This is a genomic window from Pseudomonas sp. IT-P74 (assembly GCF_949768175.1).
Lineage (GTDB): Bacteria > Pseudomonadota > Gammaproteobacteria > Pseudomonadales > Pseudomonadaceae > Aquipseudomonas.
The window spans coordinates 63,232-82,903 of record NZ_CATKQD010000033.1 but is presented as its reverse complement, the minus strand read 5'-3'; the positions used below and the strand labels follow the sequence as shown (position 1 = coordinate 82,903).

The window sequence follows — 19,672 nt, the reverse complement described above, 5'->3', positions numbered from 1 at the left end:
GGGCAACCGTGCTGGGAATCCTGCGTATTCACACAGGCCTGACGCCTTGAGATGCAGCACCCATATTTCCGTTTGAATGCGCGTGGTCTGGCTGCCAGACTGGCGTTTGACGAGGCGCAATCATACGTGCCGCCCGATCCGTGGAAAAGGTACAGATCGGGCTTTTTCAGCCGCTGAGGTGTGATGATGGAAAAGTTGGAAAAAACCCTGGAAGAATGGAAGGCGATGCTCGACCCGGAGCAGTACAACGTGTGCCGCCTCAAAGGCACCGAACGTCCGTTTTCCGGCAAATACAACGCCACCAAGACCGACGGCATCTACCACTGCATCTGCTGCCGCGAACCGCTGTTCGACTCCAGCACCAAATTCGATTCCGGTTGCGGCTGGCCAAGTTTCTACGCGCCGATCGGCGACAGCGCCATGACCGAAATCCGCGATGTCAGCCACGGCATGATCCGCACCGAAGTGGTCTGCGCCAAATGCGACGCGCATCTTGGCCACGTGTTCCCCGACGGCCCGCCCCCGACGGGCCTGCGCTATTGCATCAATTCGGTGTGCCTGGAACTGGTGCCCCGCGAGTAATGCGAGCCCTGTAGGAGCGAGCCTGCTCGCGATGGTCGTCAACGATAACGCGGGAAGCCTGGTGCCCCGAGTTGTTCTCTGGTCCATTGCGAGCAAGCTCGCTCCTACAGTGGATTGGCGTTCGATAATTTAAATTGCACACAATTCAATTGCTCGCTATTTTGTTGGTTCTTCCATTCGTTCGGAACCTCAAACATGAGCGACAACCTGCTGAGCATCCCTTGCACCACGATCAAGGGTGAGCAAAAGACCCTGGCGGATTTCGCCGGCAAGGCCGTGCTGGTGGTCAACACCGCCAGCAAGTGCGGTTTCACTCCGCAGTACAAGGGCCTGGAAGAGCTGTGGCAAACCTACAAGGACCAGGGCCTGGTGGTGCTCGGCTTTCCCTGCAACCAGTTCGGCAAGCAAGAGCCGGGTAACGAAGGAGCGATCTCCGAGTTCTGCGAGCTGAACTTCGGTGTCAGCTTTCCGCTGTTCAAAAAGATCGATGTCAACGGTGCCGATGCCCATCCGCTGTTCGTGCAATTGAAAAAGCGCGCACCGGGGGTGCTGGGTTCCCAGGGCATCAAGTGGAACTTCACCAAGTTCCTGATCGGCAAGGACGGGCAACTGGTCAAGCGCTTCGCTCCGGCGACCAAGCCGCAGGACCTGACCCGCGAGATCGAAGCCCTGCTCAAATGAATACCTTGTCAGTCGATTCCCTGAAGCTCGACAGCCAGTTGTGTTTCAAGTTGTACGCGGCTTCCCGGGCGGTGATTCGCGCCTACAAGCCCATGCTCGATCAGTTGGGCCTGACTTACCCTCAGTACCTGGCGATGCTGGTGTTGTGGGAGTGGCAGGAAGCGGCCCCGGAGCAACCGACCGTCAAGGCATTGGGCGAGCGCCTGGCCCTGGATTCCGGCACGCTGACACCCTTGCTCAAGCGCCTGGAACAACTGCAACTGGTGCAGCGTCAGCGTTCGGCGCGCGATGAGCGTGAAGTGCACCTGAGCCTGTCGCCAACCGGCACGGCCTTGCGCGACCGGGTCGGCCCGCTCAAGGCGCGCCTGTTGTGCGACAGTGGGGTCGATCTGAATCGTCTAAACGAGTTGCGCGATGGTCTCGATCACCTGTTGGGGCAGATCAAGGCACTGTCGTAGGGGGGATCCACAGGTCCAGCAGGGCGGCCAGTTCTTCGCGCCGGAAGGGTTTGGCCAGGTAGTCGCTCATGCCCGCGGCACGACAGCGTTCGCGCTCCTCCGACATGGCGTTGGCCGTCAGGGCGACGATGGGCAGTTGAGGCCAGCGTCCGCTGCGGCGGATTTGCCGGCTGGCTTCATAGCCGTCCATCACCGGCATGTTGCAGTCCATCAGCACCAGGTCGAATTCCCGTTGCTCGAGCTGGTCAAGGGCCTCGCCACCATGAGCCGCGGTGGTGACCTCGCAGCCGAGTTTGCCGAGCATGCCCTTGGCCACCAACTGGTTGACCGGATTATCTTCCACCAATAGTACGCTCCCGCGGCGTTGCGGGCATTGCGTGTCGAGTCGGGCCTCGTTGACCGGGTGGGTTTGCGGTTGCAGGATCCGCCGCAACGTCTGAAGCAGCGTATTGCGGGCCAAGGGGCGGGCCTGTTGTTGCAGGGGGGCGAGGGCGTTGACCTCTTCGCCGGGCATGAAGTTGCCATACGCGGTAATCAGCAGGATCGGCGCGCTGAGGTTGGGGCGCAGATTGAACAGGCATTCGGGGCAGTCGGTGATGAGCACGTCGGCTGTCAGGCCAAGCAGTGGGTCATCGATGGAACGCCGTTCATAGTCCAGCCCCCAGACTGGCAACAAGCTGTTCAACATTTCCCCCAACCCGCTGCTGGCGGCCGTGATGGCAATGACTTTGCCCTTGAGCGAAACAGCAGGTATTGCACGGGTATGACCGGGCAATGGCAAGTCCGCGCAGAACTGGCTGCCAAACCCCGCCTCGGAGCTGATCGTCAGGCGCCCCTGCATGGCTTCGCAAAGGTTGTAGGTCAGGGCCAGGCCCAGCCCGGTACCGCCAAATTGTCGGGTAATACCGGCGCCGGCCTGGGTGAAAGGCTGGAGAATCTTGACCTGGGCATCCTGAGGGATGCCGATGCCGGTGTCGCACACTTCGATCCTGACGCCATCGCCGAACGTCGACAGGCGCACGTCGACCCGTCCGAAACGGGTGAACTTCAACGCGTTGGACAGCAGATTACTGACGATCTGCCGCACCCGGGTCGGATCGCCGAGCACCAGTGCCGGGAAATCCGGGTCGATCAGGCAGGTCAGTTCGACGCTGGGGGCAGCGTTCTGTGACAACAGGTTGGCGGTGTCTTCGATCAGCGAACCGAGGTCGAAGGGGATGTGTTCGAGTTCGAGTTGGCCGGCATCGAACTTCGACAAATCGAGAATATCGTTGAGCAATTCCACCAGCACTTTGCCCGAGTCATGGGCGATCGACAGTTGCTGCTGTTGTTCGGGGTTCAGCGGTCCGTCGAGGGACAGCGCGATCATCCCGAGCAAGCCATTGAGGGGGGTGCGGATTTCATGGCTCATGTTGGCCAGGAACACCGAGCGGGCTTCGGCCATGTCGAGGGCGGTACTGCGCGCGACTTCCAGTTCCTCGTTGGACTGGCTCAGCCGGGCGTTGATCGCCTTGAGTTCGGCAGTGCGGGCCGAGACGATGTTTTCCAGTTGGCCCAGATACTCGGTCAGGCGGTTTTCCGCGTTGCGCCGCTGCTGGATTTCGGTGGCGATGTTCTTGAATTGCTGGTTGGCAGCCTTGACCAGCACGCCGATCTCATCGTTGGCGTGCCCGGAGGGGCACTCCAGTGAGGTCGATTCGTTGCTGCTCGGGTCGCGACCGCTGAGTTCACGGATGACCCGTACCAGGGGTTTGGTCAGCATCACATAGAACAGCGCCAGCAGGATGCCGGACAGCAGCAGGCTGCGGGCGAAGCCATTGAGCAGGGTCACTTCGGCCCGGCGCAGGAACCGGTCGCCGAAGGCGTAAGTGTCGACGCTCAGGCGCAGCGTACCCAGGGATTCGTTGGGCATATGATCCAGGTAAAGCCGGTCTTCGAACTGTCGGTTGGCGCCGAACAGGAAGTCACTGAGCATCCGGTAACCGTTTTCCACGCCGGGCCGCTTGACGTTGGCCAGCACGGTGCCGTTGTTGTCGGTCAGTTTCGCGCCAATGATCGCCGGTGAGCGCAGCAGGCCCTGGGTCAGTTCCTTGGAGAGTTCGGCGTCGATGTTGTACGCGATTCGCGAGGCCGGGTTGTGGCTGATTTCCAGCAATGAAAGGATTTCACGATTGATGGAGGCGTCTTCACTGGCATAATCGATGCCTATTTGCAGCAGGCTGAGCAGCGTACCCAGAATGAAACCGACCAGCACGGTAAGCCGGGCTTGCTTGAATGACAGCCGGTTGGTGAATTTGATGTCCATGGGGGGGTGAACCACTTCCGTTTCCTTTCGCTGCTCAAGCATAGTCGATCATGCCTGCCTGCTGATGTTCTCGCGAGGCCTGTATTGTGGGAGCCGCCGCTTGTGTGACGCTGTGTTTCGTCGCTGTATCACCATCATTACTGTGAACGAGCCCGAGGAGAAGTCGTGGATTCCCGATTGAATGCTTTTCTTGAACGTGCCGATGCCGTTCTGGCCCGTATCGAGCCGTTGCTGCCGGCCCCCCGGCCAGCCATCGACTGGACGCAATGCCTGGCCGCGCGCTGGCAGCGTGAGTCGCGCGGCGGTTATCTGATGCCGCTGGAGGTCAGCCTCGACATGCGTTTGTCGGACCTGATCGGCGTCGACCGGCAAGTCGAGCAGCTTGGGCGCAATACCCAACAGTTCCTCGATGGCATGCCGGCCAACCACGCCTTGCTCTGGGGCTCGCGCGGCACAGGCAAGTCGTCGCTGGTGCGCGCCTTGTTGGCTGAGCACGCTCAAGCCGGCTTGCGCTTGATCGAGATTGAACGTGATCACCTGGCGGACCTGCCGCGGGTGGTCGAACAGATCGGCAAGCTGCCCCAGCGTTTCGTGCTGTTTTGCGATGACCTCTCGTTCGAGTCGGGCGAGGGTGATTACCGAGTGCTCAAGAGTGTCCTCGATGGCTCGCTGGAACAGGCACCGGACAACGTTTTGCTGTACGCCACGTCCAACCGTCGCCACCTGGTGCCGGAAAAGGAAAGTGACAACGAAAACTGGAAACGGGTTGACGGCGAACTGCATCCGAGCGAAGCGGTGGAAGACAAGATCGCGCTATCGGACCGTTTCGGTTTGTGGCTGTCGTTCTATCCGTTTACCCAGGAACACTTCCTCGACGTCGTCGAGCACTGGATCGGCCAGTTGGCTGGCAAGGCCGGACTGGCGTGGCAGCGCACCGAGGAGCTGGACATTCTGGCGGTGCGCTGGGCCACCGGCCGAGGCAATCGCAATGGGCGTTGCGCCTATCAATTTGCCCGTTATTGGGTCGGGCTGAAGCTGTTGGAGCACAAGGCATGATCGATTTACAAAAGAGCGGCCAAGGCCTCGAAGGCTACGGCATGCTGCAGGCGCAGCTTGAATCCTTGTTGGCGGACGAGCGGGATTTCATCGCCAATGCCGCACAGTTCTCGGCGTTTCTGTTCAACCAACTCGATGACTTGAATTGGGCCGGTTTCTACCTCAACCGTCATGAAGAACTGGTGCTGGGCCCGTTTCAGGGGCAGATCGCTTGTGTACGGATTCCGTTTGGTCGCGGCGTTTGCGGAGCGGCGGCAGCCACCCGACAGACTCAACGAGTCGAAGATGTGCACGCGTTCCCCGGTCACATTGCCTGCGACAGCGCCTCGAACAGCGAATTGGTGGTGCCGCTGGTCAAGGACGGCCGATTGATCGGCGTGCTTGACCTCGACAGTCCGAAACTCGCGCGTTTCACCGCGCAGGACCAGGCTGGAATCGAACAACTGGCGGCGATTTTCCTGCGCCTGACCGACTGCTGATCAAGACGCCAGGCCGGCCTTGGCCAGCAGGCCCGAGGCGTCCACCGCATCGATCTGCCCAGGGTCGAGGAAGCGCCTGGCGTACTGCAGATAGACCTGTGTCTTGATGAACAGCCCGAACACCTCCGGGTCGATGTGGGCATCACGGCACATCAACGCCATGATGCCCAGCGCCTCGCTCAAGGTCTTGGCTTTTTTGTAGGGGCGGTCGGCGGCCGTCAAGGCTTCGAAGATATCGGCAATCGCCATCATCCGCGCCGGCAGGCTCATTTCTTCTCGCTTCAAGCGTTTCGGATACCCGGTGCCGTCCATTTTTTCGTGATGCCCGCCGGCTATTTCCGTGATGTTGCGCAAGTGCTCGGGGAACGGCAGATGGTTGAGCATCAGGATCGTCTGAACGATGTGGTTATTGATGACATAACGCTCCTCGCTCGTCAGTGTGCCCCGGACAATGCTCAGGTTGTACAGCTCGCCCCGGTTGTATTTGTGGGGTGGAACGTCGAGTTTGAAGCCCAGGGGATTGTCTTGCGGTATCACTTCGTTATCGCTGCGCTCGAACAGATGCTCGGGTTTGTCCGCCAGTAACGATTCGCTGACGGGCAGGGTAGGGGCGGGCGTTCGGGCCTGACGCCGGTTTTCTTCCCAGGACACGCCCAACCGGTCATCCAGGGTTCGGGTCCAGGTGCGTTCAGCCAGGCAGCGCAGGCGTTGCAGGTCAGCGTCGGCCATGGCTTCACCGCCGAGATTGCATCGGGCCACGAAGGCGAAATCATCATCCAGCCCGGCCAGGCTGGCATTGCGCAATTCTGCCAGCGCTGGCTCGTCCCCCCCCAGGGCAATGGCCTGCCAGTAGCTGATCCAGGTATCACGCTTGAGTACCTCGAAGCGGGTACGGATTTCGTGGATGCGATCGGTCAGGGTTTCCAGTTTCGTGGCTTTGTCGACAACGTATTCCGGGGTGGTGATTTTGCCGCAATCGTGCAGCCAGGCGGCGATGTGCAGTGCCTCCCATTCATCTTCGGTTGGCTGATAAGCGCTGAAGGCGGGCTCCTGGCTGTCTGCCGCCGCTTGGGCGAGCATCAGGGTCAGTTCCGGAACGCGCTGGCAATGGCCCCCGGTGTAGGGGCTTTTGGCGTCGATGGCGCCGGCCAGCAGTTGAATGAAGGCGTCCAGCAGCTGTTTTTGCCGGGCTTGCAGGCGCTGGCTCTCGATGCACACGGCGGCCGCGCCGGACACCGCCTTGAGAAACGCAATGCGGTCCGGCCGCAGTTTGTCCAGATCGCTCTGCTCGCCGCTGTCGGCCAACAGCAATACCAGCACGCCCACGGTTTCGTTGTGACGATTGTGCAGGCGGATACCGATCAGATGGACCCGGGGACTTTCCAGGGCGAGCAGGATTTTCTGCAGGTCACCCGCCTGCTCGAAACCCAGGTTGCTGACGACAGTGTCGACGTTGGCCAACTGGTGCAGCCATGGGGGGCTTTGCGGGTTCTTGAGCGAGTGTCCGCTGATGTCGAAGGTTTGCAGGTTTTCGGCGGTGTTGTTGATGACCAGTCCATGGGGTTCCATGTGCTCGCCGTCACCTTCGCGCAAATAGATCAGGCCGGCCTGGGCCTGACCGATTTTCACGGTTTCAAACAACACCCGTTCCAGCAGCGGGGCGAAACGGGTTTCGGCGCTGAGGCTGTCTGTGATCTGGAAGAAGCTCGCCAGGGTGTCTTTCATCCGTGCCATCGACACACTCAATTGGTCGACTTCGAGCACCGGCGAGCGACGGGAAAGCGGAAAATTGAAATCGAAACTGCGAATCGCATCGGCCTCCTGCACCAGTGCGCGCAAGGGTTTGACCAGAACTCTTGACGTCAGCCAACCCAGCGGCACGCATAACAGCAGGGTAGCCAGGGTAATGAGCGCACCTTGCCAGCGCATCCGGTACGCGTCGACGAGCAACTCGTCTTCCGGCACCAGCAGCGCCAGTTGCAGGCCTTGGGGGCCGCCTTCCTGCATGCTGCCGCGGGCCACGATCCACTGCCGGCCGCTGGCGTTCAGGCGACTGCCCTGAGGGGGACTGTTGAGCAACGCACCCAGGCTGGGGCTCAGGTCCGCCGCCTTGATCAGACGGGACGTCTGATCATCGATGATCAGCCTGCGGCTGTCCGGGTAGGCAATGGCATTGCCTTCGGCATCGAACAGGACGATTTCGGTATTGGGGGTCACGACGTGCTTGGCCAGGGTCGCGCTGAGTTCGGCCAGGGTCAGGTCAGCGGCCAGGATTGCCTTGTCACCGCTACGTCGTGCCAGCGTCGTGCCGATGTTGTGGGTGGAAAAGAAGATATAGGGTTCGGTGGTGATCTGGGCATTGTCGACGCGGGCGCTGGTAAACCAGGCGCGGTTGCGAGGATCGTAGGTGTCGTTCAGGTTGTCCTGACGGCTGACAAGTGTCAGGTTCCGGTCGAAAAACAACGACTGGGAGTGGGCCTGCCCGCTGCTGTCGTGCTCGATGCTCCAGACCTGGTAAACCGCCGTGTCCGGGGCCTTGACCAGATTTTTGACCTCTGGGGTACGCAGCGGGCGGACCATGAAAAAGTCGCCATTGTCGTAGCCCAGGTACAGCGAAGCCAGGTTGGGGTTGTCCTCGAGTGACTGGCTGAACGGTTCGAGCAGTGCCAGGCGTTGTTCCAGATCAGGGGACTGGCCCGCCGGATTGAGTGCCAACAGGCTTAACAGATGACGAATGGGGTCATAGGTCGCGTGCAGGTCCAGCCGGACATCCTGCTCGATGCGGTTGAAGAGTTTTTCACTGCTGGACAAGATGATCTGTGTGGTTTGCCGGTAGTTGAAAAGCCCCAGCACCACCCCGGTCAGCAACAACAAAAAGGTGAACATCACGCTGATATGGACATGCAGCGGAAACCTTCGTGGATCCGTGCGCAGTGAGTCAGGCATTGCGGGTTTCTCCATGATGGTCAACACACTGCCGAGGGACCAAGCATAGTTAAGGCTCTGGCATTTTGCCTTGGTCGTAATGCTCGATCTGACGTAGCAATGCGTCCTCCAGCTCAAGCATTACGCGCTCCATGGATTTACAGCATCCGGCCACTTCTTCGCGATCGAAATCCTCATGGCAGGCGGCTTCGAGTGCCTCGCAGCAGTCGATCAGGCGGGAGGCCTGAACTATCCGGGCCGCGCCTTTGATTTTGTGGGCAATGTCTCGCAGCGCTTGCGTATCCCCTGAGCTGGATAGCGACAACAGCGTCGGCAGATCCTGGCGGTTGCTGCTCACCAGTTCGTTCAGCAATCGTCGGTTCAACACCGGGTTGCCCCCGGTCAGCTGTTTCAATCCGTGAAGGCTGAACGCCGGGGCTGCATGGGTGGGTTCAATGCCTTGCACCCATTGACTCAAGGCCCCGAGGCTGAGGGGTTTGAACAGGCAGTCGTTCATACCTGCCTGTTTGCAGCGTTGTATTTCTTCCGGTTGGGCATTGGCGGTAAAGCCAAGAACGGTACAGGGAGGGCGATGGAGTTGTCGCTCATGCTGGCGAATGGCACGTGCCAGCTCGTAACCGTTCATGACCGGCATGTTGCAATCGGCGATCACCAGATCAAAAGGCTGGTCTTTCCATGCCTCCAATCCCTCCTGTCCATCGGCCGCGACAGTGAATCGATGCCCAAGAAACTCCAGTTGCTGGCATGTGAGCAATCGATTGGCCGAGTGATCGTCGACTACCAGAACATTCAATGGGGTTGTGGCGACGACGACTTGGGTTTCGACAACTTGGGCCAACTGTTGCAGCGGCAACGTCTCCAGCTGCAACAACACCTCCACTTGGGTGCCGATGCCCGGCTCGCTGTGCAATTGCAGGCTGCCGCCCATCATCTCGCAGAGATTGCGGCTGATCACCAGCCCCAGCCCTGCGCCTCCCCTGGCCGATTGCATGGCGTGGTCGGCCTGGGCGAAGGGTTCGAACAGGCGTTGTTGATCCTGTTCGCTGATCCCGATACCACTGTCGTGAACCTGCAGCCGCATCTGAACACGCTCAGGTTGCGTTGCCGGGTGCAGGTCGACAATGACCCGGACCTGACCTTGTTCGGTAAACTTGATGGCATTGCTGATCAGGTTGGACAGCACCTGCTTGAAGCGCAACGGATCCAGCAACACATCGAAGTTCGGGTTCGCCGATGAAAACTCCAGTACCAGTTCGAGTTCCTTCTGTCGGGCCAGGCCTTCGAAAATCCGCGTGACCGAGGTCACGAGTTCACCCGGATTGACCCGCTCCGGACTCAGGCTCAATCGGCCTGATTCGATTCTGGCGATGTCCAGAATGTCGCCGATCAATTCCAGCAACCCTTTCGCCGAGTGGTAGGCGACATCGATGGCCGGACGCTCCGGGTGCTGATGATCAAGACGCTTGAGTGTCAGTTCAAGCATGCCGATGATTGCATTCATCGGTGTGCGGATCTCATGGCTCATCGTGGCCAGGAACGTGCTTTTGGCCCGGTTGGCGTTATCGGCGCGCTCTTTCGCGCAACGCAGATCATCGAGCAGTTGCCGCCGTTCGCTGATGTCGATCCAGCCACCGATAATGCCTTGCACTTTTGCGCTGGAATCCCGATAGGGAAGAATCCAGTGGTAGATCGTCAGTCGCCGGCCACCAATGTGCAGCTCGCGATCGACGATCAACGGTCTGCCCTCGGCCACCACGCGCTGGTAGTCGGCCTGGTACTCCCGGGCTTCGAACACATTGCTCATCGATCCCTGCATGACGCTTTTGCCGATGACATCTTCACGCCGGGCGCAGAACGCTTGCAGGTAACTGTCGTTGCAACTTTGCAGCAGCCCCTGGCGATCACGCACGTAGATCGGATGGGGTGTGCCATTGACCAGCGATCGCATGAACTCGAATTGATCGTTCAGCGCACGCTCGGCCGCCTTGCGTTGCTTGATCTGGCGTCGCATGTAGTCGTTCCACGCAACGGAAATCAGCAACAGCACGCCTGCACCGATGACGATTTGGTAGAACAGTCTTTGATAGTTGCGCCAGGTGCTTTGCGAGGACGCCGAATAGCCGCGCCAGCGACTGTTGATGATGCCCAGTTCTTCCGGCGAGATGCTCAGCAGCGCCTTGTCGAGAATGGCGTTCAGCTCTTTGGCGCCCCGAGCGGTGGCAAGGGAAAACGCGGCCTGTTCGGTGCCGATGGTGGTGCTGATTTGCAATGTGTGCTCGAACAGTCGCGAGGAAATGAAATAATTGGCAATGACCAGTGAGTTCACCGCGCCCTCGGCCTGGCCTTCGGCAAGTAACTCCACGGCGCTGAAGGTGTCCGGGGTTTCGATCAACTTGATCCGGGGAAACTCTCTGCGCAGGTAATCCATGAGTGGATTACCGCGGGCAATGCTCAGGCGCTTGTCCTGCAACTGCGCGAGGTTGGTCGGGCTGTCGGCTGCTTTGCGGGTCAGCAGGACGTAGGAGTTTTCCAGAAAGGGGCGGGTAAAGTTCAGCTGGGTTTGACGTTCGGCGCTGGGGAGCAACGCGGCAATCACATCTACCCTGTTGTCCTTGATCTGTTGGATCATCTCGTCATCGCTTCGACTGCTCCGGATATCGAAGCGCAAGCCGGTACGCAGCCTGATCAGCTCAAGCAGATCCGCGGTGACGCCACGAAAGTTGCCATTGCTATCGAAAAATGTCAGTGGCGCAAAGGCTTCGTTGACGACAACGCGCACAATCGGGTGGTGGCTCAGCCAGCGTTCCTCCCGGTCGGTGAGTTGCAGCTTTTGATCGGTCAGCAGAATGTCGCTGCCGGCGCTCCAGCGTTTGGCGATGTTTTCCCGTTCACTGGAGGGGATGGCCGTGATCATCGCGTTGATGATGCCGAGCAGTTCGGGGTTGTTCCGGTTGACGGCGAAGCTGAAGCCAAAGGCTTCATGTTTGCCGAAGTTGGCCATGCGGATGTTGTTCAGGTACCCCTTGTTGATCATGTAGTGAGTTGAAATGGTGTCACCGAGAAACACGTCCGCCTGATCGAAAGCAACGGCATTGATCGCATTCTGGTAAGACGGATAGGACGTGATGATCGCCTTCGGGTACAACGCCTTGACTTCCGCCAGCGGCAAGTAGTGATACACCATGCTCAGGCGCAATCCGGCCAGACCATCGGTGAGGGATCGGGTTTCCCCTTCGCGGGTCACCAGTACGGGTTGGTCGACGGCATAGGGTATGGACAGGGCAATGTCAGCATTGCCGGCTTCGAATCCATTGGCGGTGCCCAGCAGATCGACATCGCCGTTCTCCAGCGCAGCGATCGCGGCCCCTCGGGAATCGAAACGCTGAACCGTGACGGGCAAACCGGTTACTTTTTCCAGGAGACCGGCGTAATCGGCGGTAAACCCTTCATAGTCCCGGCCACTGGTGGTCAGGTCGAATGGGGGGTAGTCCGGGGCCGACGTACCGAGCGTCAGTTGTTTTTTTTGTGTTATCCATTGCTGCTGGGATTCATCCAGCCGAACCTCCAGCGCTCCGACCTTCGAGCGGCTGAGCAACGTGTAGTTTTCATTGCCCGGTGCCCCGAACAACGAGGTGCTCACGCATAGACCTGCGGTCAGTTGAATCAGATAGACCTTCAAACGGCTGGGCATCCAGATTCTCACACTAGCGCGTTACGTTTTGCCATCTCGATCAGTTCAACCAGGGATTTGGCTTTGAGTTTCTGCATGAGGCGCTTTTTGTAGGTGCTTACGGTCTTGTTGCTCAGAAACATGCCCTTGGCGATTTCCTTGTTTGTGCGGCCCTGGGCAAAAAGTTGCAAGACCATCAGTTCCCGGTCATTTACCGATTTGAACAGTTCCAGTTCGATGCAGCGTGTTTCATCTCCGCGGACGGGGTTCAAGGCCTCACTGGGGAAATAGTTGTAACCTGCAAATACCGCTTTTATGGCGCTGACCAGTTCACTGATGTCCTCTTGTTTGCAGACATAGCCCGATGCGCCCGATTGCATGCAACGAATACCGAAAAGTGTCGGGCATTGTGCTGTCAGTACCAGTGTTTTAAGGGGGGTGCTCATTGCATTGAATCGGGACAGCACTTCCAGACCATCCAGTTTTGGAATGCTGATGTCGAGAATGACCAGGTCCGGCATGCATTCGCGAACCATCTGCATGGCGTCGACCCCATTGTCAGTTTCGCCGACGACTTTGTAACCTTCATGTTCCAGTAGCATTCGAACGGCAAGGCGGATAACGGGGTGATCGTCGACAATAAAAACGGAGTTCATAATCAAGTCCCATACGAGCTCAAATAAAGCGCGCACCATAGCTCAGATAGTTGAAGGGGCGCATGAACTGACTGACCTGTAGCAGCAATATAGGAAAAGTCCTACATATTAAAAAGAATAGGACTACGCATTAACTAGGTTTCTTATTAGGAAGGCTGAAAAAAGTCCAGCATTTGGGTGCGATTTAAAGGGGGGTTGTTGGTAAGTTTTGTTTTGTATGTTTGCTGGTTTTTATAAGTGTTTTTTTATAGTTTTGCTGAGGTCAACAAGTCTCTAAATTCAGATTGTTTCAATGGTTTTATCAAGTAACCCAATAATGGCAGCGCATGTGAAATGGCCGTTTTTTCAAGTTCATCCAGTTCAGAGGTCGTCAGGCTACTCAGAATGATTGCCTGTCTAATCAGCCCTCGCTGGCTGGCGAACCGGACCAGATCGAGCCCCTTCAGATCGGGCAGGCATTGATCGCATAAAAGGATGTCGAACGGTTGATCGGCCTCGAGCATTTGCTGCACGGCGCCTTTGGCGCTGTCGGTGGTCGTCAGTCGGGTGAAGCCATAACTTTCCAGCAGGTATTGAGTGGCTATTAGTTGGAAGGGGTGGTCTTCTACCACGAGGATGTGTAGATCGTCTTCGGCCATGGGGAACACTTCATCTGTCGAACAGAAGGGAGGGCGATTGTTTCGCGAGCGTTCCGGGCAAGCGATCAGTTTGCTCGCCATGTGCTGTAGGGCGATTCGACGAAACTTGAGTGCTGTTGGATGTTGAAGGGGGGATCGGCCATAACGAATGCCGTAATGGCTGATCAATCCATTCACCTCAGTGGCTGGCACGGCCGGTCATTTCCAGGGCCATGTCACTGGCATAGCTGTCGGTCATACCGGCTATGAAATCAATCATGCGCAAAAACGAGGTATGCAACGGGCCGTGAGGATCGGGTGCATTGTTGCCCAGCAGGTCAAGGATGCGGCGGCTCTTGAACGACGGCGTACGCCCGTTGTGCTGCTCCAGCGCGGCACCGCAAAAGGCGTTGAGCAGGATTTCCAGCGTGGTGTAGGCGCCGATCTCGTGCAGGGTCTTGCGCTTGTCCTGGAAAATTTTCTTGCGGGCCATGTCCTTGGCATTGAGTACGCAACGCTTGGCGGGACCGTGCATGTGTTCCACCAGATCGCCGGGCAGCGTACCGGCCAGCAGCGCATCCTGTTGCTCGACGAAGGCGCGGGCCGCGGCATTGGTCAAGTGCTCGATGGCTTTACCGCGCAGGATCGCCAGTTTGCGCCGGCGCGAATCGTCGGGACCGAGCTGGCGATAGGTCTCCGGCAAGTCATCGCCCACCAGACCCAGCAGCAGGGATTCGACTTCGGCATATTCGAGCAACTCCATTTCTAGGCCGTCTTCCAGGTCGATCAGCGCATAGCAGATGTCGTCGGCGGCCTCCATCAGGTACACCAGCGGGTGCCGCGCCCAACGTTGCTCCTCCAGTTGTGGCAAGCCGAGTTTATGGGCGATCTGCTCCAGCAGTGGCAGCTCGCTCTGATAACAGCCGAACTTGTGTTTCTTGTAGCCCAGCGAGTCGGCGTGCCTGGCTGTCCATGGATACTTCAGGTACGTGCCCAGCGTTGCATAGGTCAGGCGGGTGCCGCCGTCGAACTGGTGATACTCCAGTTGAGTGAGTACCCGAAAGCCTTGGGCATTGCCTTCGAAATTCAGGAAGTCATTGCGCTCGGCCTCACTCATGGCATCCAGCCAGCCGCGGCCGGCGGCTTGCTGGAACCAATGACGGATCGCGTCTTCACCGGAATGGCCGAACGGCGGGTTGCCGATGTCATGTGCCAGGCAGGCCGATTGCACCACCATCCCCAGGTCGCTGGGTTCGCACCATTCGGGCAGAGTCCTGCGGATGGTTTCGCCGACGCGCATGCCCAGCGAACGACCCACACAGCTGACTTCCAGCGAGTGGGTCAGGCGCGTATGAATGTGATCATTGCTGGACACCGGATGGACCTGGGTCTTGCGCCCGAGGCGGCGGAAAGCCCCCGAGAAAATGATGCGGTCGTGGTCTTTGTGAAAAGGGCTGCGGCCGAGTTCTTCAGGGCTGTGCAGCGGTTTTCCGAGGCGTTCGCGGGTAAGCAGTGTGTGCCAATCCAAGGCGGGTCTCTCCGTCAGGTGTCTGATGGCCTAGCTTCCCGTTTCGCGCCATGACCTGCAAGCGGAACTACAACCCGGCGGCGTCGATATCGAGGCCTCCTTGTAAGATCTTTTTTTAGAGGGGGGCCTGTTGATCGGGTAGACGCACAGGATTGCGCCCCCCCGATAGAGGGGCGTATCCCGTCGATGTAGCAAGGATGCAGCCAGAAAGAAACTGATCAGTCTTTGCGCGAAGAGCCCTGCATGATCAGTTTGATCAGCGGCCCCAGTGTGGCGCCGAGGCGGATCAGCCGGGTCAGGCTGCTGAGGCCGCCCCCGTTTTTCGCACCCTTTCCGGTCAGAAAGCCCAGCAAAGTAACGGCAGCTACGCCCCAGAGTGGAGCGTGCTTGATGCCGAAGCCGTCCTGCAGGTTTTGCGTCATCCCGCGCACCCGTTGCAAGGGCTGCAGCAGTTGCGCGGATTCGTGGCGGATTTCCTGACGGTGCATTTCCATGCGCAGGCGGATCAGGGCCTTGCGCATTTCCGCGCGCGAGCTGTTGTGTGGCAATTCAGGCAGGCTCATGGCAGCAGGCGCTCCCGATCGTTGGCCAGCTCTTCCAGGGTGCCATGGAAGGGCGAGGACTCATCGAAAATCGCCGCTCTCAAGCGCATTCCACAGAATATGGCGGCGAGGGAGTAGAACACACAGAGCCCGATGATGGCGGTCAGGCGATAGGTGTCCCAGAACACGATAAGCACCAGCGTCGACAGCCCTACCAGCAGCAGCAACGCAAACACCAGCGCCAGGCCGGCAAACAGCAGCAGGCTGACGGTGCGGGCTTTTTGTTCCTGCAATTCGATGCCGAACAGTTCGACATGGCTATGCAGCAACCCAAGGAAGGCAGCACCCAGGCGCCGCGATGAGGAGCTGGTTCCCGTCACGGACGGGCCGGATTCGCCGATCGACATATCAGCGCCGGCTGGCCAGCAGGCCGATCAGGAAACCCACGCCGGCCGCGATCCCGACGGATTGCCAAGGGTTGGCCTGGACATAGTCTTCAGTGGCGGTGACAGCAGCCTTGCCGTGTTCGCGCAGGGAATCTTCGGTCAGTTTCAGGGTTTCACGGGCACGCAAGAGACTGCCGTGAATCTGCTCGCGCAACTCGTCGGCCTGATCGCCGGCCAGGGTCGCGGTGTGCTCCAGCAAGCGCTCGGTGTCACTGACCAGTGTCTGAAAGTCGTTCATCAGGATTTCTTGGGCGGTCTTTGCCTGTGTGCGGGCCATGGTGGATCTCCTTAAGTGGCTTTCTGATGCGTTCGAGTATGAGCCTTCGACGAAGGTTCAGTACAAATGACTGGTACAACTTTTGCTGAGTCTTGGTGCGCCGGTGCGCACCATTGCGCTAATGCCGGGCATGATTTCAGTAAAACCGTAGGACCAACAATCAAAAACTCGCGTAAACGGCCGGGGCGCGTTTTTCCTGGGCGGCGTCCGTGCGCCAAAGTGGTTCAACGGGATCAGTACCCTGATGCCTTGAAGCTGCAACTTGGTGCATGGGCAGCCATCGCGAACTGCTTTGGTGCTTTTTTCTGCCATAAGGTCTGCCCATTCCATGGAAAATCTGCAAAGTGCTGTGGACACCCTGGTCCATAGCTCCAACACGCTGTTCATTCTGATCGGTGCGGTCATGGTTCTGGCCATGCACGCCGGTTTTGCCTTTCTCGAAGTCGGAACCGTGCGACAGAAAAACCAGGTCAATGCGTTGTCGAAAATCCTCAGCGACTTCGCCGTTTCGACACTGGCCTACTTCTTTATAGGCTATTGGATTTCCTATGGCGTGACGTTCATGCAGCCAGCGGCCGTGCTCAATGCCGACCATGGTTATGGACTGGTGAAGTTTTTCTTCCTGCTGACCTTTGCCGCGGCGATCCCGGCGATCATTTCCGGAGGGATCGCCGAGCGCGCCAGGTTTGCTCCCCAGTTGTGTGCAACCGCGTTGATCGTCGCGTTCATCTATCCGTTCTTCGAAGGCATTGTCTGGAACGGCAACCTGGGTTTGCAAGCCTGGTTGCTGGAACGCTTTGGCGCCGGTTTCCATGATTTCGCAGGCTCCGTGGTGGTGCATGCCATGGGCGGTTGGCTGGCACTGGCGGCGGTGCTGTTGCTCGGGCCGCGTAATGGCCGCTATCGCGAGGGTCGGCTGGTCGCGTTCGCGCCATCGAGCATCCCGTTTCTGGCACTGGGCTCGTGGATCCTGATCGTTGGCTGGTTCGGCTTCAACGTCATGAGCGCGCAAACCCTGCAAGGTGTCAGCGGACTGGTGGCGGTGAACTCGTTGATGGCCATGGTTGGCGGTACGGTTGCGGCGCTGATTGTCGGGCGCAACGACCCCGGCTTTCTGCACAACGGCCCTTTGGCGGGGCTCGTGGCAATCTGTGCCGGATCCGACCTGATGCATCCTGTGGGGGCGCTGGTCACCGGTGCCGTCGCGGGGGCGCTATTTGTCTGGTGCTTCACCGCGGCCCAAGGCAAATGGCGCATCGACGATGTGTTGGGGGTGTGGCCGTTGCATGGCTTGTGCGGCGTGTGGGGCGGCATCGCCTGCGGCATTTTCGGTCAGATCGCTTTGGGCGGGCTGGGCGGGGTCAGCCTGATCAGCCAGTTGATCGGCACTGCGCTGGGCATCACTGTGGCACTGGTCGGCGGGTTTGCGGTGTACGGCGTGATCAAGGCGTTGCATGGATTGCGCCTGAGCCAGGAAGAGGAGTACTACGGCGCGGACCTGTCGATCCACAAGATCGGTGCCGTGAGCCAGGACTGATTCGGGGCTCTTTATTTTCGGTGGCATCAGGTAGGGGCCTCAATGGCTCGACGGTTTTTCGGGGCAGGCCTAGAATGGTCACTTCATTTTCTGGTTGAGCGCTCATGCTTCCCGAATGTCAGCTGTTCGGCACCCTTGGATGCCATCTCTGTGAAGTAGCCGAAGCCATGTTGATGGAGTTCGTCGAGCGCGGTCTGCTGGTGGAGCTGGTGGACATCGCCGACGATGAATCATGGTTCGCAGCCTACAGCCTGCGGATTCCGGTGTTGCGGCGAGTCGATACCGGCGCTGAACTGGGCTGGCCGTTCAGTGCCGATCAGGTGGTGGCGTTCCTGCGTTGAGCGGTTCTTGCGCTGGCGGCATGTCCCGCCTGTCGAACTTTGCGATCGATCCCCTTGGCTTATTCGGCGTTGATCGGACACTGTATGTGCATACAGTTATTCGCGGTGCCTGCCTTGCCGTTCCTGATTTTCGGGAGTGAGCAGGCAAGCCCGGGCGTCAGAGGGATGAATAGTGGTCAATGTCGAACAGTTGAAGAACAGCGTGAACCGGATGTCCGCGGACGTCGTACGCGAGGCTGTCCTTGAGTTGCGTCTGGATGGTCTGGTGACCGAGGGGAAAACGCCCTTCAACAAAACGCATTTCAATACCTGTTTCGCAGAAATCGAAGCCTTGTTTCAACGCGCGGGTTATCACCGGCAACTCGATGTCGTGGGTTATCTGGGATTGTTGTACGCCCTGTATGACCCCGCTCGCTGGGAGGCGGTCGATGTACTGCGCTGGCTCAAGGAGTACACCGAAGCGGCGGCGCGCGCACAGATCCCGGCTTGAGGAATCTTCTCCAGGGGGCGTTCTCAATAGGTTTTCATGCGGGGAAAACTTATTGAGAACGCCCCCTAGGTTCATTCCCCTTGCTGTTGGATAATGCCAGCCTGCACTGAGGGTTAGAGCTTTCGTATGTCCACTTCTTCTTTTTCCGCGGCACACAGTCAGGCCAGTACGCTCTACTTGCCACCTGGCCCGTGGCAGACTGTTGTCGATTGCCTGTGTGAGCATTTCAGCGCCATCGGTCGTGAACAATGGCTGGACAGGATTGCCCGTGGCCGGGTCCTCGACGGGCAGGGCATGCCGATTGCCCTCGATCTGGCCTACAGGGAAGGTTTGCGGATTCATTATTTTCGCGAAGTGCCGGATGAAAAGCCGATCCCGGTGATCGAGTCGATTCTGTACGCGGACGAGCATCTGGTGGTAGCCGACAAGCCACATTTCCTGCCCGTGACGCCGGCTGGCGAATACGTCGAACAGACGCTGCTGCGACGCTTGATTCGGCGCCTGGACAATCCGCACCTGGTGCCATTGCATCGCATTGACCGGCACACCGCAGGGCTGGTGCTGTTTTCTGCCAATCCGCAGAGCCGTTCGGCTTATCAGTCGTTGTTTCCAACCCGGCAAATCGAAAAACGCTACGAGGCCATCGCAAAGGCGTTACCCGACCTGGCTTTTCCGTTGGTTCATAAGAGCCGACTGGTCGATGGGGAGCCGTTCTTCCGCATGCAGGAAGGTCCGGGAGCCAGCAACACCGAGACGGCGGTTGAAGTCAGGGAGAAACAGGGGGATCTCTGGCGTTATGGTCTTTACCCGGTGACAGGCAAGAAACATCAGCTACGGGTACATATGGCGGCGTTGGGCGCCGGTATCTGCAACGACCCGTTTTACCCCGATGTGCTCAAGGATGCGCAGGATGACTACGCCAACCCTTTGAAATTGCTGGCTCAGGGGCTGAAGTTTATCGATCCGGTCACCGGCCAGGCGCGTGAGTTCGAGAGTGAAATCACCCTGCAATGGTGATCAGGAAGCGACTCTGAAGCGCTGTTCTCCAGGCATGAAAAAGC

General features: G+C 58.8%; 18 protein-coding genes. 9 read left to right on the top strand and 9 right to left on the bottom strand.

Features of this window, described 5'->3' with window-relative positions:
* The first annotated feature begins 186 nt into the window (after window positions 1-186).
* The 3 genes from msrB (at window position 187) to ACM6J5_RS16690 (ending at window position 1,721) form a co-directional block, all read left to right on the top strand.
* Window positions 187-582, top strand: a complete 396-nt coding sequence (msrB, locus tag ACM6J5_RS16700; RefSeq protein WP_095944939.1) for a peptide-methionine (R)-S-oxide reductase MsrB — start codon at window positions 187-189, stop codon at window positions 580-582.
* A 195-nt stretch (window positions 583-777) separates the two neighbouring features.
* Window positions 778-1,263, top strand: coding sequence for a glutathione peroxidase (locus ACM6J5_RS16695; protein WP_056727098.1), 486 nt, complete (start codon window positions 778-780; stop codon window positions 1,261-1,263).
* Window positions 1,260-1,721: a MarR family winged helix-turn-helix transcriptional regulator gene (locus tag ACM6J5_RS16690; RefSeq protein WP_095944938.1), complete on the top strand. Its 462-nt coding sequence runs from the start codon at window positions 1,260-1,262 to the stop codon at window positions 1,719-1,721. The genes ACM6J5_RS16695 and ACM6J5_RS16690 overlap by 4 nt, the downstream gene beginning before the upstream one ends.
* On the opposite strand, the gene ACM6J5_RS16685 is transcribed toward ACM6J5_RS16690, so the two are convergent.
* On the bottom strand, window positions 1,705-4,068 hold the full coding sequence (locus ACM6J5_RS16685; protein WP_095944937.1) for a response regulator: 2,364 nt from the start codon (window positions 4,066-4,068) through the stop codon (window positions 1,705-1,707). The two genes, ACM6J5_RS16690 and ACM6J5_RS16685, sit on opposite strands and share 17 nt — an antisense overlap.
* Window positions 4,069-4,191: 123 nt before the next feature.
* Here ACM6J5_RS16685 and ACM6J5_RS16680 point away from each other — a divergent pair, with 123 nt between their 5' ends.
* Complete coding sequence (locus ACM6J5_RS16680; RefSeq protein WP_095944936.1) at window positions 4,192-5,082, top strand: ATP-binding protein; 891 nt, start codon at window positions 4,192-4,194, stop codon at window positions 5,080-5,082.
* Window positions 5,079-5,561 carry a GAF domain-containing protein gene (locus ACM6J5_RS16675; RefSeq protein WP_095944935.1) on the top strand — a complete coding sequence of 161 codons (483 nt, stop codon included), beginning with the start codon at window positions 5,079-5,081 and terminating at the stop codon, window positions 5,559-5,561. Before ACM6J5_RS16680 ends, ACM6J5_RS16675 begins: the two co-directional genes overlap by 4 nt.
* Here the strand turns inward: ACM6J5_RS16675 and ACM6J5_RS16670 are convergent, their stop codons facing one another.
* The 8 genes from ACM6J5_RS16670 to ACM6J5_RS16635 all read right to left on the bottom strand — a co-directional run bounded on the left by ACM6J5_RS16670 (window position 5,562) and on the right by ACM6J5_RS16635 (window position 16,243).
* Window positions 5,562-8,507: an HD domain-containing phosphohydrolase gene (locus tag ACM6J5_RS16670; RefSeq protein ID WP_414928992.1), complete on the bottom strand. Its 2,946-nt coding sequence runs from the start codon at window positions 8,505-8,507 to the stop codon at window positions 5,562-5,564.
* Between the two features lie 49 nt (window positions 8,508-8,556).
* The gene (locus tag ACM6J5_RS16665) at window positions 8,557-12,198 is read right to left on the bottom strand and encodes a transporter substrate-binding domain-containing protein (protein WP_414928991.1); all 3,642 of its coding nucleotides are present in this window, start codon (window positions 12,196-12,198) and stop codon (window positions 8,557-8,559) included.
* Window positions 12,199-12,206: 8 nt separating this feature from the next.
* Complete coding sequence (locus ACM6J5_RS16660) at window positions 12,207-12,833, bottom strand: response regulator transcription factor (RefSeq protein WP_008002663.1); 627 nt, start codon at window positions 12,831-12,833, stop codon at window positions 12,207-12,209.
* 245 nt (window positions 12,834-13,078) lie between these two features.
* Window positions 13,079-13,471 carry a response regulator gene (locus ACM6J5_RS16655; protein WP_150673636.1) on the bottom strand — a complete coding sequence of 131 codons (393 nt, stop codon included), beginning with the start codon at window positions 13,469-13,471 and terminating at the stop codon, window positions 13,079-13,081.
* A 178-nt stretch (window positions 13,472-13,649) separates the two neighbouring features.
* Window positions 13,650-14,978: a deoxyguanosinetriphosphate triphosphohydrolase gene (locus ACM6J5_RS16650; RefSeq protein ID WP_008049102.1), complete on the bottom strand. Its 1,329-nt coding sequence runs from the start codon at window positions 14,976-14,978 to the stop codon at window positions 13,650-13,652.
* A gap of 218 nt (window positions 14,979-15,196) precedes the next feature.
* Complete coding sequence (locus ACM6J5_RS16645; RefSeq protein ID WP_414928990.1) at window positions 15,197-15,541, bottom strand: hypothetical protein; 345 nt, start codon at window positions 15,539-15,541, stop codon at window positions 15,197-15,199.
* Window positions 15,538-15,927 carry a phage holin family protein gene (locus ACM6J5_RS16640; protein ID WP_057713835.1) on the bottom strand — a complete coding sequence of 130 codons (390 nt, stop codon included), beginning with the start codon at window positions 15,925-15,927 and terminating at the stop codon, window positions 15,538-15,540. The genes ACM6J5_RS16645 and ACM6J5_RS16640 overlap by 4 nt, the downstream gene beginning before the upstream one ends.
* 1 nt (window position 15,928) lies before the next feature.
* The gene (locus ACM6J5_RS16635) at window positions 15,929-16,243 is read right to left on the bottom strand and encodes a DUF883 family protein (protein ID WP_095944929.1); all 315 of its coding nucleotides are present in this window, start codon (window positions 16,241-16,243) and stop codon (window positions 15,929-15,931) included.
* A 328-nt stretch (window positions 16,244-16,571) separates the two neighbouring features.
* Between ACM6J5_RS16635 and ACM6J5_RS16630 the strand changes: the two genes are divergently transcribed.
* The 4 genes from ACM6J5_RS16630 (at window position 16,572) to ACM6J5_RS16615 (ending at window position 19,628) form a co-directional block, all read left to right on the top strand.
* Entirely contained in the window at window positions 16,572-17,780 is a 1,209-nt protein-coding gene (locus ACM6J5_RS16630) for an ammonium transporter (RefSeq protein WP_414928989.1), read from the top strand.
* Window positions 17,781-17,884: 104 nt separating this feature from the next.
* Window positions 17,885-18,121, top strand: coding sequence for a glutaredoxin family protein (locus tag ACM6J5_RS16625; protein ID WP_095946325.1), 237 nt, complete (start codon window positions 17,885-17,887; stop codon window positions 18,119-18,121).
* Between the two features lie 172 nt (window positions 18,122-18,293).
* Window positions 18,294-18,611, top strand: a complete 318-nt coding sequence (locus ACM6J5_RS16620; protein ID WP_414928988.1) for a transcriptional regulator — start codon at window positions 18,294-18,296, stop codon at window positions 18,609-18,611.
* A gap of 126 nt (window positions 18,612-18,737) precedes the next feature.
* Window positions 18,738-19,628, top strand: a complete 891-nt coding sequence (locus tag ACM6J5_RS16615; protein ID WP_095946327.1) for a pseudouridine synthase — start codon at window positions 18,738-18,740, stop codon at window positions 19,626-19,628.
* The last annotated feature ends 44 nt before the right edge of the window (window positions 19,629-19,672 follow it).